9 protein-coding genes and 2 pseudogenes are annotated in these 14382 nt (G+C 59.9%); 7 read left to right on the forward strand and 4 right to left on the reverse strand.

Annotated features, from left to right (window positions below; translation table 11 throughout):
• Positions 1-107 precede the first annotated feature (107 nt).
• Genes Q5701_RS14980 through Q5701_RS14995 form a run of 4 tightly spaced genes read left to right on the forward strand, consistent with a single transcriptional unit; the run spans position 108 to position 3787 of the window.
• Positions 108-857 (forward strand): class I SAM-dependent methyltransferase, encoded by a 750-nt coding sequence (locus Q5701_RS14980; RefSeq protein WP_306751801.1) that lies wholly within the window; start codon positions 108-110, stop codon positions 855-857.
• Positions 854-1687, forward strand: coding sequence for a sulfotransferase family protein (locus Q5701_RS14985; RefSeq protein ID WP_306751802.1), 834 nt, complete (start codon positions 854-856; stop codon positions 1685-1687). The genes Q5701_RS14980 and Q5701_RS14985 overlap by 4 nt, the downstream gene beginning before the upstream one ends.
• Positions 1684-2607, forward strand: coding sequence for a sulfotransferase (locus Q5701_RS14990; RefSeq protein ID WP_306751803.1), 924 nt, complete (start codon positions 1684-1686; stop codon positions 2605-2607). Before Q5701_RS14985 ends, Q5701_RS14990 begins: the two co-directional genes overlap by 4 nt.
• Positions 2594-3787: a glycosyltransferase family 4 protein gene (locus tag Q5701_RS14995; RefSeq protein ID WP_306751805.1), complete on the forward strand. Its 1194-nt coding sequence runs from the start codon at positions 2594-2596 to the stop codon at positions 3785-3787. The genes Q5701_RS14990 and Q5701_RS14995 overlap by 14 nt, the downstream gene beginning before the upstream one ends.
• On the opposite strand, the gene Q5701_RS15000 is transcribed toward Q5701_RS14995, so the two are convergent.
• Positions 3768-4772 (reverse strand): replication initiator protein A, encoded by a 1005-nt coding sequence (locus Q5701_RS15000; RefSeq protein WP_306751806.1) that lies wholly within the window; start codon positions 4770-4772, stop codon positions 3768-3770. The two genes, Q5701_RS14995 and Q5701_RS15000, sit on opposite strands and share 20 nt — an antisense overlap.
• A 474-nt stretch (positions 4773-5246) precedes the next feature.
• Here Q5701_RS15000 and Q5701_RS15005 point away from each other — a divergent pair, with 474 nt between their 5' ends.
• Together Q5701_RS15005 and Q5701_RS15010 are read left to right on the forward strand one after the other, a co-directional pair.
• A complete protein-coding gene (locus Q5701_RS15005; RefSeq protein WP_306751807.1) occupies positions 5247-6623 on the forward strand; it encodes an AAA family ATPase in 1377 nt (458 codons plus the stop codon).
• Positions 6624-6656: 33 nt separating this feature from the next.
• Positions 6657-7622, forward strand: coding sequence for a ParB/RepB/Spo0J family partition protein (locus tag Q5701_RS15010; protein WP_306751808.1), 966 nt, complete (start codon positions 6657-6659; stop codon positions 7620-7622).
• A gap of 36 nt (positions 7623-7658) precedes the next feature.
• On the opposite strand, the gene Q5701_RS15015 is transcribed toward Q5701_RS15010, so the two are convergent.
• A complete protein-coding gene (locus Q5701_RS15015; RefSeq protein ID WP_306751809.1) occupies positions 7659-9989 on the reverse strand; it encodes a hypothetical protein in 2331 nt (776 codons plus the stop codon).
• Between the two features lie 1283 nt (positions 9990-11272).
• Positions 11273-12029: pseudogene (locus Q5701_RS15020) on the reverse strand (IS5 family transposase).
• Positions 12030-12175: 146 nt separating this feature from the next.
• Between Q5701_RS15020 and Q5701_RS15025 the strand changes: the two are divergent.
• Positions 12176-13356 (forward strand): annotated as a pseudogene (locus tag Q5701_RS15025) (IS701 family transposase).
• 154 nt (positions 13357-13510) lie between these two features.
• Here the strand turns inward: Q5701_RS15025 and Q5701_RS15030 are convergent.
• Positions 13511-14242 (reverse strand): sulfotransferase family protein, encoded by a 732-nt coding sequence (locus tag Q5701_RS15030; protein ID WP_306751810.1) that lies wholly within the window; start codon positions 14240-14242, stop codon positions 13511-13513.
• Between the last annotated feature and the right edge of the window lie 140 nt (positions 14243-14382).

Genomic DNA, 14382 nt, shown 5'->3' on the forward strand with positions numbered 1-14382 from the left:
CCGCCAAGCCATGCATTACGGCCCTTTGCAGGCAAGGTTCACCTTGACCAAGGGTCATCCAGGAACGACAGTGCCGCAAAGCGTTCCTTGCCTTGGACCCACCCGTCATGTCCCTGTTCCAACCCATCCCCGCCGCTGCGCCGCAAAACCCCGGCGCGCAGCGGGTCGGAGTCATCCGCGATCTGCTGGGTGGGCCTGTCGGCAGCCTGCTGGATATCGGCAGCGGCCGGGTGGCGCCGGATTACCCTTACTTGGATCTTGCCCAGCGGATCACCTGCATCGACTGGAACCCCCGCATCATCCCCCCAACACCCGGCAAGATCGAAATCCGCAGCGGCAATTTCCTGGACATGGATATCCCCGAGGGCAGCTATGACGCTGCGATCTGCGCCGATGTCTTTGAACACGTCGCTCTGGAACAGGAAGCGGCCTTTGCCGCTGCCTGCGTTCGGGCACTACGACCTGGCGGGCTGCTGATTGTCAGCGTTCCCCATGCTGGCCGCTATGCCTGGCTGGACCCGTATCAGGTCAAGCCCGCGCTGCACCGGTCCCTGGCGCGCCTGGGCCTTTACCGGCACACCCACAACGGCTTTTGCGACATCCAGAAGGGCCACAAGCACTACAGCGCGCCCGAGATCGCGAAGGCCTTCGCTCCCCTGGTTCCGGTGGCCACGCGCCGCTGGGGCTATCTGTGCGATCCGCTGCTGAGCTGGAGCGAGGGCTTGGGCCGTAAGACCGGCATCGCCCCCTTTCGCAACCGGCTGGCGCGGGCTTGCGCCACTGAATTCTGCCGCGATTACGGATCGGAGTCCTTCAATCTCGCGGTGACCTTGCTCAAGAAGGCGGAGGACATGTGACCGGACCCGACCTAGCCACCCATCTGATCCATCGCATTGCCCCAATAGGCGATCCCTATGTGCTGGGCCGCTGGCATCACGACCGCGCCACATGGAGGGGTTACACCTTCGAAGCGCGGGTGTTCCTGAAAAGCCTGATCCGACGGAATGACACGCAGCGATTCCTGTTAATGGGGCGGCCTCGTTCGGGCACTACCCTGTTTCATCACTTGTTGAACCAGGTTGAAGGCATCCATTGCGACGGCGAGGTGCTGCATCACGCGGTCCTGAATCCGCGCGGTTTCCTGAACCGCCTGGCGGGGATCAAGTCCAGCCGTGCCTGGGGCTGCAAGCTGTTGTCCTATCAGATGATGGAGGTGCAGCGTATTCCCAATCACCGCGCCTTTCTGGCGGGTTTGCTGGCCGACGGGTTCCGGCTGATCCATGTCCGGCGGCGAACCTATGACCAATCGCTGTCCTTGTCGGTTGCGCAGGTCATCGACCAATATCATATCCACAAAGGCGGATCGGCCCCCATGCGGCATCTGTTACTGGATCCGGCCCGGTTCGTCGATCAGCTGCATTGGAACCTTGCCATGCTGGATTACGAAAACCGATTGCTGGCGGATCTGCCGCACATGCTTGTCGATTATGCCGCCGATCTGGAAAATCCCGCATCCCATCAACCCGCCGTGGACCGGATCTGCAAGGGCTTGGGCCTGCTCTCGGGACCGGTCACTGCCGATCTGGCGCGCACCGCGCACAAGCGCCAGATCGACAATCTGGATGCGCTGCACGCGGCCGTCCGCAGGGCTGGCCTGGGATACGTGCTGGACGATCCGACGACATGAGCGACTCTGTTTTTCACATCGGTTACGTCAAAACCGCCACCACCTTTCTGCAACGCCATGTCTTCAACCGCGCCGATCTTGGCATTGGCCTGGCCGGCGGGCCACGCAGCCGTGGTCATGTCGTGGCCGGGCTGGTTCTGGCCGATGATTATGTCTTCGACCCAGCCGCCCTGGCCGCGCGTTTCGCCGAATTAGAAGCGCCGCAGCGGGCCGAAGGCCTTCTGCCCATCTGGTCCGAGGAGGTGCTTTTGGGCGATCCCCTGGCCGAGCGCTATGACGGGCCTGCCAACCTGCGCAGGCTGCACGCAGCCTTTCCGCGAGCGCGGATCCTGATCACCATTCGCGAACAGCGCGCCATGGCGCTGTCGATGCTGCGCGAATATGCCAAGCAGGGCAGCACGGCGCCGCCCGCCGACGTCCTCGGCACCGGGCGCGAGGAACTGGCCTTCAGCCCGCTGCTGCGCCCCGATTTCCTGCGCTTCGAGCGGGCCGTAGGTTTCTGCCGTGATACCTTTGGGCCTGATCGGGTTCTGGTTCTGCCCCAGGAAATGCTACGCAGCGATCCGGGGGGGTATTTCGACCGGATGGGTCGGTTTCTGGACCTGCCATTGGTCCCGCCCAAGACAGCGGGCGGCGACAATGTAGGCCGGGGGCTTGCAGCTGCGGCATTCAATCGCGGCCTGAACCGTCTGGTCCGGCGCAGCCCTTTGCGGCGCAATGCAGGGCTGGCTTGGCGGGCCAAGGACCGCGCGGTCCACTTGTTCGACCGGGCGGTGCCGCAGGTGCTGGATTGCCGGATCGAGGCGCGGCTGCGGGCGAGGATCGAGGATCGGTATCGCGGCGAATTCGCGGCCGGCAATCGCGCCCTGGCGGGAATGACGGGGCTGGATCTGGGCAGTCATGGCTATGACCTTGGTTGACCCGGTGGCTCGACCCGGTCTTCTGATCGTGCAGACCGGCGATTTTGGCGCTGCCTGGGCGCGCATGGCGGCCGGCACACCTGAAACCTATCGCGACCAATATGCGTCCTTGCGGTTTGTGGCCGGACTGGCGCAGGATTTCGACGTCACGACCTTGGCAATCTGCGCCCGCCCCCATGACGAGCTTCTGACCCCCGGCCTGCGAGCAATCGGTATTTCGCGTGCGAAACTCAATCCGAAGCGCGTCGCGGCCTTGATGGACCAACTGACCCCTGCCCGGCTGATCGTGCGATCGCCATTCATCTCGATCCTGGCCGAAGCCCGCAGGCGCCGCATCCCGACCCTGCCCTGTTTCGCCGATATCTTTGCAACAGGCAGGTTGCGCGGCCGATGGCGCGTCTGGCAGCTAGGGCGACTGCTGAAGGGTCCGCATATTCCAGGCGTGGCCAATCACAGCCTGAATGCTTCACGCTCGGCTGTTGCAGTGCTGGGCCTGCCACCCAGCCGCGTGATCCCCTGGGACTGGAGCCGAATCCGGCCCGAAACCGCCGCCAAGACCGGCATGGCCGATCCCGCCCGGCCACGCTGCTTTTATGCCGGGGCCTTGAGCGAGGCCAAGGGCCTGGGCGATTGCCTGGAGGCCTTGGCGATCCTGCACGGCCAAGGACTGCGGGTGCGATTGTCGGTGGCAGGCGGCGGCGATCCGCAGCCTTGGGCCACACGCATTGCCGCCTTGGGATTGGAGGATGACGTCGACCTGCTGGGGGTAGTTCCCAATGCCCGGGTGCGCGCCAGCATGGCCGCCCATGACCTTGTGATCGTGCCTTCGCGTCCCGAATATCCCGAAGGGCTTCCGAACACTATCTATGAAGGGCTGGCATCCCGCTCGCCCGTGGTCCTGTCCGATCATCCGGCCTTTCGTGGCCGGATCAGGGACGGGGTGGGCGGGTTGGTTTTCCGGGCGGGCGATCCGCCTGCCCTGGCCAGGGCCATCCGGCAACTGAGCGATGATCCGGCCCTTTATGAAAAGCTTTCGGCCGGCGCCGAGGCGGCGCTTGCAGATCTGCACGTCGGATTGGAATGGCCGGATCTGATACGCCATTTCCTGGACGATCCGCACGACGAAACAGGTTGGGTGGACCGCAGTTCGCTGGCAGCCCTCAGGCCCGCCGCGTCCTGACCCATCCAACAAACGCCCGGTCCGTGCTGCGCAGGCGAGGCCGTCCGGTCGCCGCCCACCAGCTCCGCCATTCGGCAGCCATTGCATGGACATCGGCACCGGGGACCAGAGCACGGGCTTCGTCAAGCGTTTCGGGGCGCAGATGCGGCCCTTCGCCCGGTTCGATCATCGCGGCACAGGGAGTGACGCGCAGAATGTCACCCGGCTCCTCGAACAGAAGGTAATCGGGCAATCGGTTTTCGCGGATCATTTCCCGCAACATGGCGCGAAAGACGCGAACCGGGCTGGTCGATCCAGTCTTCTTGGCCAGAATGGTAACTGACACGGTCCATTCTGCCTGACGCCCGCAATGCTTGCGCGCCAGTTCATAGATCCGCCGCTCGAGCGGTTTTCGCATGCGAAAATAATCGCGGCTCAGCGTCAGCACTGATCGCGACAGCACCGCATTGAACAACCATTCCGACAGGGTGATGGTGACGGCGACCATCCGGCCCGCGCGGGTCTTGCGAACGATTTCCCAAGCCTCGATCAACCCGAAGCCCGAGGTGATTTCCTGTTCGCCAGTCACGATGTTGGTGGTGATGCGGGTGCCTGCTAGCCGTTCAAAGGCATCGCGCAGCCGCTTGTATCCATCGCCCGAGGTTTCGCGGTGGGTGGCCTGCAACAGGTCATGGGCGGTCAGGGACAGCTTGCGCGACACGGCCCGGCCTTGATTCAAGGCGGCCATTAATTGGCTGATGCAGAAGATTAGGATATCAGCGTCAAAGATCGTGGCACGTCCCTTGACGCTGGGCGTCACGGTCAGAGTGGCGCCGTTGTGATCATAGCTAACCACCCGCCGATCGGGCCGCGTGGACAGCGAAAAGATCGGATGCTCCATCGAGGCCAAGTCATGCTTGGGCACCGCCGCGAAGAAATCACAAACGAAGAAATCCTGAACAAGCCTCGTCCCGGTCTCCACAGTCGTCGGAGATGATACGGCCATGGCCCGTGCCTTTCCATCCTTGCTAGGTCCAATTCAACAGACCGCAAAGACATTCCTGCCCACTTCCGCGATCCCACCCACTGGAACAGGGTTCGTCGTTTCATTGACACCCATCCTAGTTATCCACAGCCAGCGCGTCCAGCAAGGCAGGCCTGCTGCAGCAATTGTTTCGGGGGATCGGATTCATCACAACGTGGGACTGGAATCGCATTATCGTGGGATCGGATTCACCATTCCATTCTAAGTGGAAAAAAGAGCAATTATATCAATACGATGCAAGGGATTTCGGAAAAACAGTGTGTATGTAACTTAATACTAACTGGATTCTAACAAAGTTGGACCGGCGAAATTGCAACAAAAGGCCTTAGAAAAGGGAATATCTGGCAAGGAAACAGCAATATGTTGCAGAAATAGGTACGTGTGCCGGGTTTTCTGGTATGATATGTAAAAGCTGTTGCATAAGAAAGAATTACGATGAGCGGCCAGGACATTCCCCCCTACTTCAACATCTCGCCCGACCGGGCCTTGTCGATGCTGGAGGATCCGACCGGTACTGAAGGATTGTCCCGGATTGCCGCAAACTATCGCCGAGGGCGCCAGGATTTGGTGAGCCGAGGTCTTGAGGAAAACGGCATCCGCAAGTTGCGGCTGTTTTCAACATGGGAAATCACCCGCTATCTAATCCCGGTGGCACCCCAGCATTTCCGCCGCGTGCTGCGCCAAAACCCCGACCTGCCGCAGGGCCGGTCCGAGACCGAGGCAGGCGCCAAATGGTTCACCCTGGACGAAGTGCAGCGCCTGCGCGCGCATTTTGGCGCCGAGGGGTCAAAATCCAAGGAATACCTCCCATACCGCCCCAAGGGCCTGCCGGCCAAGATCGTGGCGGTGGCGAATTTCAAGGGCGGCGTCGGCAAGACCTCAACTTGCGCGCATCTGGCGATGTCGGCGGCGCTTGATGGCTACAAAGTCCTGATGATCGACCTGGACAGCCAGGGATCCTTGTCCTCGATCTTCGGCGCCCAGATCGAGGATGAGTGGCAGACGGTGTTTCCGCTGCTAGCGCGCCATTATGCTGAAACCCTGCGCCTCGACAATCAGCGTCGCATTGACCGGGGCGACCCGCCGGTGGCACTTGACGACAGCCTGTCGGACGCGCTGAAAATCAAGGCGGGCGATCTGATCCGTTCGACGCATTGGCCGAACATAGACCTGATCGGCGCGCAGCTGAACCTGTATTGGGCGGAATTCCAGATCCCGGTCTGGCGCATGGCCTCGCGGGGGTGGAAACTGTGGGACGCCCTGACCGAGACGCTGGCGGCGGACGATATCCTGGACCGATATGACCTGATCTTCCTTGATACGCCGCCGGCACTTGGTTATCTGACCATCAACGGGCTGGCAGCGGCCGATATCGTCCTTGTGCCTTTCGGGGCGTCCTTTCTGGAATTCGAATCCACCGGACGATTTTTCGACATGCTGCATTCCACCTTCGCCAGCATCGAGGACAGCGAAAATATCGCTGCCCGTGCCCTGGGCCGTGAGGAACTGCATTTCGAATGGGACGCAGTGCGTGCGGTGATGACCCGATACGATGCAGGCCAGCAGGCCGATCTGGCCGGGCTGATCCAATCCTATCTGGGTGCTACCCTGTCGCCGCACCGGCAGGATTTCACCGCGCTGATCGGCCAGGCGGGCGAACAGGTCCACGGCATCTACGAGGCCGATTACCGAGACTTCAATCGCGAAACCTATGCGCGGGGGCGGGAAACCTTTGATCGCACTTATGCCGCATTCAAGTCGCTGCTGCTAGGCATCTGGCGACGCGAGGAATTGGCAGGACAAGATGGCTGAGTTTCGCACGCGAAATAACAGGGGAATGGATTGATGGCCAAACGCAAGCGGCTGGGCTCCTTTCAAATGGTGGGCGAGGAGGAACCCTTTGCCTCTGCCCTTATGCCCCCCGTGGCCCGTATCGCGGCCGACACCGCCACCCAGGCCGCTCTGGAAGAATTGGCGACCGAACTGCGCCAAGCCCGCGACAGCGGCCGGATGGTGCTCGATCTGCCGTTGCCTTCTGTGAAGGCCACGCATCTTCAGCGCGACCGGATGCATATCGACCCTGAGGAAATGGCCTCACTAAAGGCCAGCATTCGTGATCGTGGACAGCAGATGCCCATCGAGGTCGTGGCCCTGCCCAATGGGCAATATGGCCTGATCTCGGGTGCGCGACGCCTGGCTGCCCTGACAGCCCTTCATGCCGAGACCAGTGACAACCGCTTCGAGGCCGTCAAGGCGCTGTTACGCCCCTTCGACGATGCGTCCGAGGCCTATCTAGCCATGGTCGAGGAAAACGAGATCCGCGCCGACCTGTCTTTTTACGAACGTGGCAGGCTGGCCCACGAGGCAGCCCGTCTGGGTGTTTTCGACAGTGCGGCAACAGCGGTCAAAGTGCTGTTCCAGCATGCCCCTGCACCAAAGCGATCAAAGATCCTGTCCTTTGTGGCGCTGCACCAAGCCTTGGGCGATGCCCTGCGCTTTCCCGAGGCGATTCCCGAAAAGTTGGGCTTGGCCTTGGTCAAGGCAATCCAGGGAAATCCGGATCGGATGCACCAGTTACGGGATCGGCTGAAAGCAACCGCGCCGGAAAGCATTTTGCAGGAACGCGCTATTTTGGAAGCTGGCTTGCGTCCTGAAACCGCACCGGGAGCCCTGTCAGAAGCCGTAGAAACCGAAGAAGGCATGTCCGCCGGGATCCACGTAAAGTCACGCCCCGGCCGGGTCGTTCTGACCGGCCGGGGCGTGACGGAGGATTTTCTGCGCGATTTGTCGGATTGGCTGCAATCGCGTTGAGAGTTTCGCGTGCGAAACTTTCGCGTGCGAAATATTTCAGATCGGATCGTCGGTGATCTGCGGCATTGCTCCTTGAAGGCTGGTCCACAGCAATTTCAGGGCTGCATCCTGCGTATGATCGATAAAATCTGCATCGCCCGTGCTATCGGTCCGGATCTGGCCACTGCCCTTGCCGGCCTCGCCGACCAGCAGGAGGACTTCGTCCTGGATGTAATCAATTCGGATCAATGCGTCCCGATTTCTGCCGAGTCCTGCAACGGAAACATCGTCAAAGGATCCGATGATCTGGTCGGCATCCAAAAGTACCCAGCTTCCCCCGGATTTGGCGTTCAGGGGGGACAGGTTGATGGTCAGATCGCCATCCAGCCGGATTCCCGAGGTGACATTCGAGGTCTCGCCAAAAGCCCCGGAATGGAACTCCGAGATTTTGCCCAGTCCCGTCGTGTCGGCTACAAAGGACAAGGTGGCACCTTCATGAAGCTGCAACATGGCGGCCTTGCCATTTGCCCCGTCGAAGCCGACTTTGGCCTGCGTTCCGGTCACCACCAGACTGCTGTCCCTGACCAGATCGAAACGTCCGCCCGCAGCCGCCAGCAAGAACTGTGCATTGCCGGAAACCAAGGCGTGGGTTTCGCCTGCGAAAGTACCTTTATTGGCAAGGCGCCCTCCGGTCAGGCCGATTTCCAACAGATCGCTGTCGTGATACCCATCGATCCAGACTTGGCCGGAACCCCTAGTTTCCAGCATTGCGCCACGTGACCCGACGGCCATCTCGCCGGCGATCGTCAATTTGCCCGAAGTGGCGGTCAGATGCCCGAAATCGCCAAAGTCGAAATGATCGACAACAAGGGATTGTCCGCCGAACTGGACATGATTGCCGCCCAAGTCGACGCTGTCGCCGTCCTGGGTGCCCGGCAGATCCCCGGTCGACCAGTTCAGTCGGTTGTCCCAGCGGACCCCGTCGGCCAGATTGTTGGGGACAAAGCGCAGCGTTTTGGCCTCATCGCGCAGCGCCGTGTCCAAACCGAAGCCCGCGCGGAAAAAGCTGTTGATGATGTCCGCATCGACATGGCCGTCGAGCTTCCCGGCCGCCTGAGCGCGCAAATAGTTGGCCAGATCGGCAATGGTGGCGGTGTCCTTGCCAAGAAGATCGGCGGTAAAATTCTGGATGGTGGTTTCATTGAGGATGGACTTGTCAAGCTGGCCAACCTCCTTTTCGATCCTGGGCAGATCCCGTTCGATGGTTCGTCTGCCTATCCAGTTGTAGATGATGGTGTCGTCATAAAAGGCCGCAAACTTTTCCTTCAGCGGAGCGTGGCTCACATATTTCTGCTTCAGCTCTCCAGGATTGTTCGGATCGGCCAGATGGGCGACGATGTTGTCGATCATGGTGGGCATGCGGCCGCCACTATCGACACCCATGGTCAATGCGCCGCGCGGCCCCTTGCTGACATCGCGATGCGCCCCCGAAGTGATGACATTGCCCGAAAACAGTGTGTAATTGCCGGCACCATGGGTTTTCATGTCGTCGCCGCCCACAAAAGTGATGCCGGCATTGTTGTCCAGGAACAAGTTGTTCTCGATGACGCCGCCCGAACGGACCTGCGCCCCGAAGGACGCACTGCGCATCAAGATGTTGTCGCGCAATGTCAGGTCAGTGTTGTCAAAGCTGAGATACATGCCTTGGCTAAAGATGCTGGGCGGTTGTCCACCCGACAAGGCCAGGTTGGTCTTGTATCCCTCAGACCAGCCGGTGTGATCGACAAAGTTGTTCTCGACCAGGAGGCCCTCGTTGCTGTTAGCGAAAAATCCGCTGATTCGGTTTATATGCGGCTGCCAGATACCGTTGCTGTTAGATTCGCTACGAAAAACGTCGATGATGTCGGAATTGCGCAGGGTGAAGCCTTCGACCTGTTTCGCGGTCAGGGTTTTGTTACGGATGCCCACTTCTTCCAAAAGATAGTTCTTGCCTTGGATCATTTGCAGGCCGTCGGTAAAGGTCAGCCCGCGAATAACGATATTGGCATTAACTGGAGTGTTGTAAATCTGGGACTGGGTGATGATCGGCCGATCGCCTTCGCCATAGGACGAGACCAGCACCGGGTTGAGGGCGCTTTCGCCCTGCGTGCCGCGCTTGACGATAAATCCCACCTCGTCATAGCTGTGGCCGCTTTCCAACAGCAGCCAATGCGAGGAAGGGACGGACTTAGATCTGCTGCCCGTAATGGCGCCCCACAGTTCCATGCCCGCGATCTCGTCGAGGGCCATGTCGGCGCTGCTGCCGTATTCGGGGTTGTTTGCCAGCCATTTGCCGCTGATGTCGGAAACCTTGACGCCTTCCATCTTGGCGATGTCCTGCAGCGACAAGGCATTCTGGCTGGCCGACACATAGACCTTGCGGTGATTGTCGCCGTGTTCGACGATGCTGCGACCGTCCGCATCGGTTTCCAGGATGTAATGTTCCCCGGTTCCCCAGCTGGCCTTCTGCTGGCCGGCCACGACTTTCACCTTGGCGGCGATATCCTCGGTCTGGCCATTGGCATAAGTGACCTCATAGCTGAACGACAGCGTGCCCTGCTTGTCCGTGCCGGAAAGCACCAAGGCCAGGCTGTTGTCCGGGTTGACCGAAACATGGCCCCAGTCACCACCCTCGAGGATCCGCACCGAGGCGATCTGGCCGCCGTCGTCATCAGGCAGAAGCGTGGCCACGCGGCCCGCCATGACCGTAACGCCTTTGGCCAAATCCAAGGCGATGGGTGCCGCAGAGGGCAAGGCGTCGTCATCGTCTTCCCGAACGGGTTGTTCCTGACGGGGCGGGATCGGATCGGGTCGGCTGCCGGTCTTGTCCGAAACCGTTTCCCTTACGGGCAGCGGGGTTTCCGTTGCAGGCTGAAAGCCGGCTTGCCGGGAAAAGCTGTTTACGTCCCTTTCGGACAAATCCGAGGACGCCTCGGCCTCCGACATGGCAGTATCCCGGGACATAACGGGCGGATTGACGATCTGGGAGGAGGTTTTCACCTCGATCTCCTCAACGCGGGGAGTGGGTCCAACAAGCCCAGGAAGGGCAACAATCAGATCGCGCAGCAACATTCATTCGTTCCTTTGAAGGCAGTTTTTGCGGACAAAACGAACTTTTTCGTTCAGTCCCGCCGGGTTGGGGCGGAGGTCAGAAGTTACACTGGTAGGCAGAGGAAAATATCAGACCAGGCGAATTCTTGCCCTTGCTGTGGGGTTAAGCAGTCCAAAGGCGAGCAAGGCGATCGTCTGGATTCCGAATAGAAACCAATTCGCCAGGGTGCAGACGATTGGCCGGAGAAGACCATATTTGGAAAGCCTGCTTCACCTCTTCCAATCTTAGGCAGGTTTAGATGCAGCCGACTCTTCGTTTTGCTGTGATTATGGTATTGTAGCAGGCACTTACGAAGGAAAAGCTGTCTAGCCAATCTGTTCATTGGGAGGTTGCGATCCCGTCTAGGTCATGGTCTGATATCCTTTTGCCAAACAGGACAAACGGGGCGGTGCTAGTTTGACCACTCCCTGACATAGAATGCTGAACTTTGCGATAATACCGATAAGGGATAGGTCGTTTTCAGCCGATTTCGCCCGCCGCCTTGCGGATTATTGCCGCCATTCCTAGGTAGAAAACTCATTCAGGTCCAAGCAATCCCGATAGAAACGAGCGCCAGACTGGCCAGGTAGTTACGAGCAAGACGGTCGTATCGGGTCGCGATACGGCGCCAGTTCTTGAGCCGTCCCCACATCCGCTCGATGACGTTGCGCCGCTTGTATGCTTTTCGATCGAGCGGGAAGGGAAAGGTGCGTGTGGCCAGGGAGGGGATCACCGCTCTGATGCGCCGGCGCTTGAGCCAGCGACGCAGGCTTATGGCATCGTAGGCCTTGTCGGCAATCAGCCTCTTGGGACGGGAAAGTCCCTCCAGAAGCGGAATAGCCATGTGAATGTCCGGGATGTTTCCGGGTGTCAGGGCAAAGGCGACCGGTCGGCCTGTGACGCATCGGCCAGTGCATGGATCTTGCTGGTCGCCCCGCCGCGCGAGATCCCGACCGTTTGCGGCCAGGCCCCCCTTTTGTGTTCTGAGCCGAGCGGTGAGCTTTCACGTGGGTGCTGTCGAGACAGAGCTCTTCCGGCACTGGCCCCGCAGCTGCAAGGCGCTCGAACATGCGCTGCCAGATCCCCCGATATGACCAGCGGGTGAAACGGTTGTAAATGGTGGTGGGTGGCCCATAGGCAGCCGGCACATCCCGCCAGCGGCAGCCGGTCTTGAGCACATGCAGAATGCCCGAGATCACCCGACGGTCGTCCACTCTGGGCTTCCCCGGCAACCCCCGCGGCAGATGCGGCTCAATGGCCGCCCAAGCTTTGTCCGAAAGCCAGAACAGATGCGCCATAACACGCTCCTCCCTGCCGAACCCAATCGAAAGGAATATTACCACAGAATTACAGCGATCTGTATGAGTTTTCTACCTAGCATTACAGTTGCATTCTCCTCTTCTGCCTGAATCCATGCGCTTTCATGATTGATGGAGGCTTGTGGATGGCGAGCTTGTCGGTCGAGGAGACGCTGTAGCTTTGGGCCTCGTCGCTTCGTGCTGCGAAGGCTCGCATGCGCCCGCTGTTCACGCAGCACGCGTTGCGGTATCGGCCGAACGGTTTCTCGACAGGTTGTTGGGCGAGGAACGGCGCAAGACGGGCTGGATGCGAGCGGAAGCGGCTGGAGATCCGGGTCCTTGGCGGCAGCAGGCCATTCTGGGACGCGCCCCTTGGGATGCCGATGCCCTGCGCGATATTGTTCGGGACTACGCCCTGGACACTCTTGCTGATCCCGAGGCGGTTCTGGTGATCGATGAAACCGGCTTTCTGAAGCAAGGTCGCGCGTCCTGTGGAGTAGCACGCCAATACACCGGATCCGCAGGCAAGATCACCAGTTGCCAGATCGGTGTTTTCGCCAGTTATGTTTCGCGCCATGGGCATACCTTTGTCGATCGGGCGCTTTATCTGCCAAAAGCCTGGACTGATGATCTGGAGCGGCGAACCAGGACCCATGTCCCCGAGGCCGTGCAATTCGCCACAAAACCTGCTCTTGCCCGCGCCATGATCGAGCGTGTGCTGTTGGCTGATGTCCCCTTCTCCTGGGTGGCTGCCGACAGTGTTTATGGCGTCGGTGCCATCGAAATAGCACTGCGCCGCGCCGGCAAGGGCTATGTGCTGGGCGTCAGCGCCAATCATTCCTTCACGTCCTGGGCCAAGCCCCATGGCGTCAGCGGAACCGCAAGGAACATCGAGGCAGCCTGGCAGCGCCTTTCGGCAGGCTCGGGTACAAAGGGCGAGCGCCTCCACGACTGGGCCTACCTTGATCTGGCCGATCTTGATGCTGCGAATTTTACGCCGATTTCCACGGGGTCTGGACGCGTGGCCTGCTGATCCGCCGCACTATCTCTGACGGCGAGTTGGCGTTCTTCACCACCTAGTGCCCGGAGGGCTCGGGCATGGATACACTGGTGCGCGTCGAAGGACATCGATGGGCAATAGAGGACAGCTTCGAGACCGCAAAGAACGAACTTGGCCTCGATCAAAACGAGACCCGCTCCTGGCACGGGTGGCACCGCCATGTGTCGTTGGTCATGCTGGCCTTTGCCATGATGGACCATTCGCCATCACGCCAATGCCGAACCGCCCAAAAAAACCATGCGCAGGATGCCAGCAAACCTAGGCTGATCCGCTGGTCGATCCGGGAGATCCGACGCATCGCCAATCGCTTAGCCCAACGTCGGATCGAACCGGCTCATATCATTGCATGGTCGATGTGGCGAAGGGCCCATCAGGTCGCAGCAAGGCAGGCACACTTACGAAGAAAGGTGTAACTGTAATGCTAGTATCCAAAAGACCGGATATCTTCGGCATAGATCTCGGATACGATCCGCCACGTCTCGGTAGTATAGGCCTCGCGAAATGGGATGTGCACGGAAGGCAGAATTCTGCGCCCTCCATCAAGTTCAATGCCCAGTATCTCGGACAGCCGCGCCAGGTCGGCTTGCATGGTCTCGAACCTGCCAAGGAAATCCATCGCGTGTCCCTTCCTGCGCGGCATGCAGAGCCAGTGACATTGCGGACGGAAATGGTCGTAGCGCATCACCACGGTACGATATTGTGGATCCGCGAGTGCTAGGACGAAGCTGTTGAAGTCCGCGTGCCGGGCGAGATAGGCCTTGGTGAACTGCTTGTCTCTTCCTGTGATCCCGCCCTGCATCAGGAAGCTGTAAGCTGACAGCAGCCGGTCCCAAGGATTGCGAACGAAGCCGAACTTGAAGAAGTCCCGCGTCTTCTGCGCATCGTATGCGGCAAACTCCAATATGCGGCGATGCCCACCATTATCCACGGTTCCATACAGGGACATCTTGATGCTTGACCCTGCTGCCTTGGGCACATGGATGAAGATCACCCGGCGCTCCCGAACGTGAGGCGTGAATGGATCAGTCCCTATCGGCAGCCGAGGAACCAGGAGTTGTAGGATTGGCAGGGGCAGGAGGTAAACCGCATCTTTAAGACCGGCAGGGACAAGGGCCTTCTTACGTCGGGAAGGTACAGACTGATAATCTGACATCACTATAAAATCCATCAACCCTGTTCAGGGGTGCATGGTCGGCGCTTGATTTCAACAAAAAACTCCTGCGCGATTAACAATCAGCAGGAATTGAAGGCAGCCCCGAGGCCAGGCCTCAGCCACAGATTGCGAGAGGCCTG

The organism is Paracoccus actinidiae, from assembly GCF_030863885.1.
Classification (GTDB): domain Bacteria; phylum Pseudomonadota; class Alphaproteobacteria; order Rhodobacterales; family Rhodobacteraceae; genus Paracoccus; species Paracoccus everestensis.

What these genes read in the sequence shown, in the direction of transcription:
- Q5701_RS14980 (WP_306751801.1), top strand. Translation starts at nt 108, where the DNA reads ATGTCCCTGTTCCAACCCATCCCCGCCGCTGCGCCGCAAAACCCCGGC.
- Q5701_RS14990 (WP_306751803.1), top strand. Translation starts at nt 1,684, where the DNA reads ATGAGCGACTCTGTTTTTCACATCGGTTACGTCAAAACCGCCACCACC.
- Q5701_RS14995 (WP_306751805.1), top strand. Translation starts at nt 2,594, where the DNA reads ATGACCTTGGTTGACCCGGTGGCTCGACCCGGTCTTCTGATCGTGCAG.
- Q5701_RS15000 (WP_306751806.1), bottom strand. Translation starts at nt 4,772, where the DNA reads ATGGCCGTATCATCTCCGACGACTGTGGAGACCGGGACGAGGCTTGTT.
- Q5701_RS15005 (WP_306751807.1), top strand. Translation starts at nt 5,247, where the DNA reads ATGAGCGGCCAGGACATTCCCCCCTACTTCAACATCTCGCCCGACCGG.
- Q5701_RS15010 (WP_306751808.1), top strand. Translation starts at nt 6,657, where the DNA reads ATGGCCAAACGCAAGCGGCTGGGCTCCTTTCAAATGGTGGGCGAGGAG.
- Q5701_RS15030 (WP_306751810.1), bottom strand. Translation starts at nt 14,242, where the DNA reads ATGTCAGATTATCAGTCTGTACCTTCCCGACGTAAGAAGGCCCTTGTC.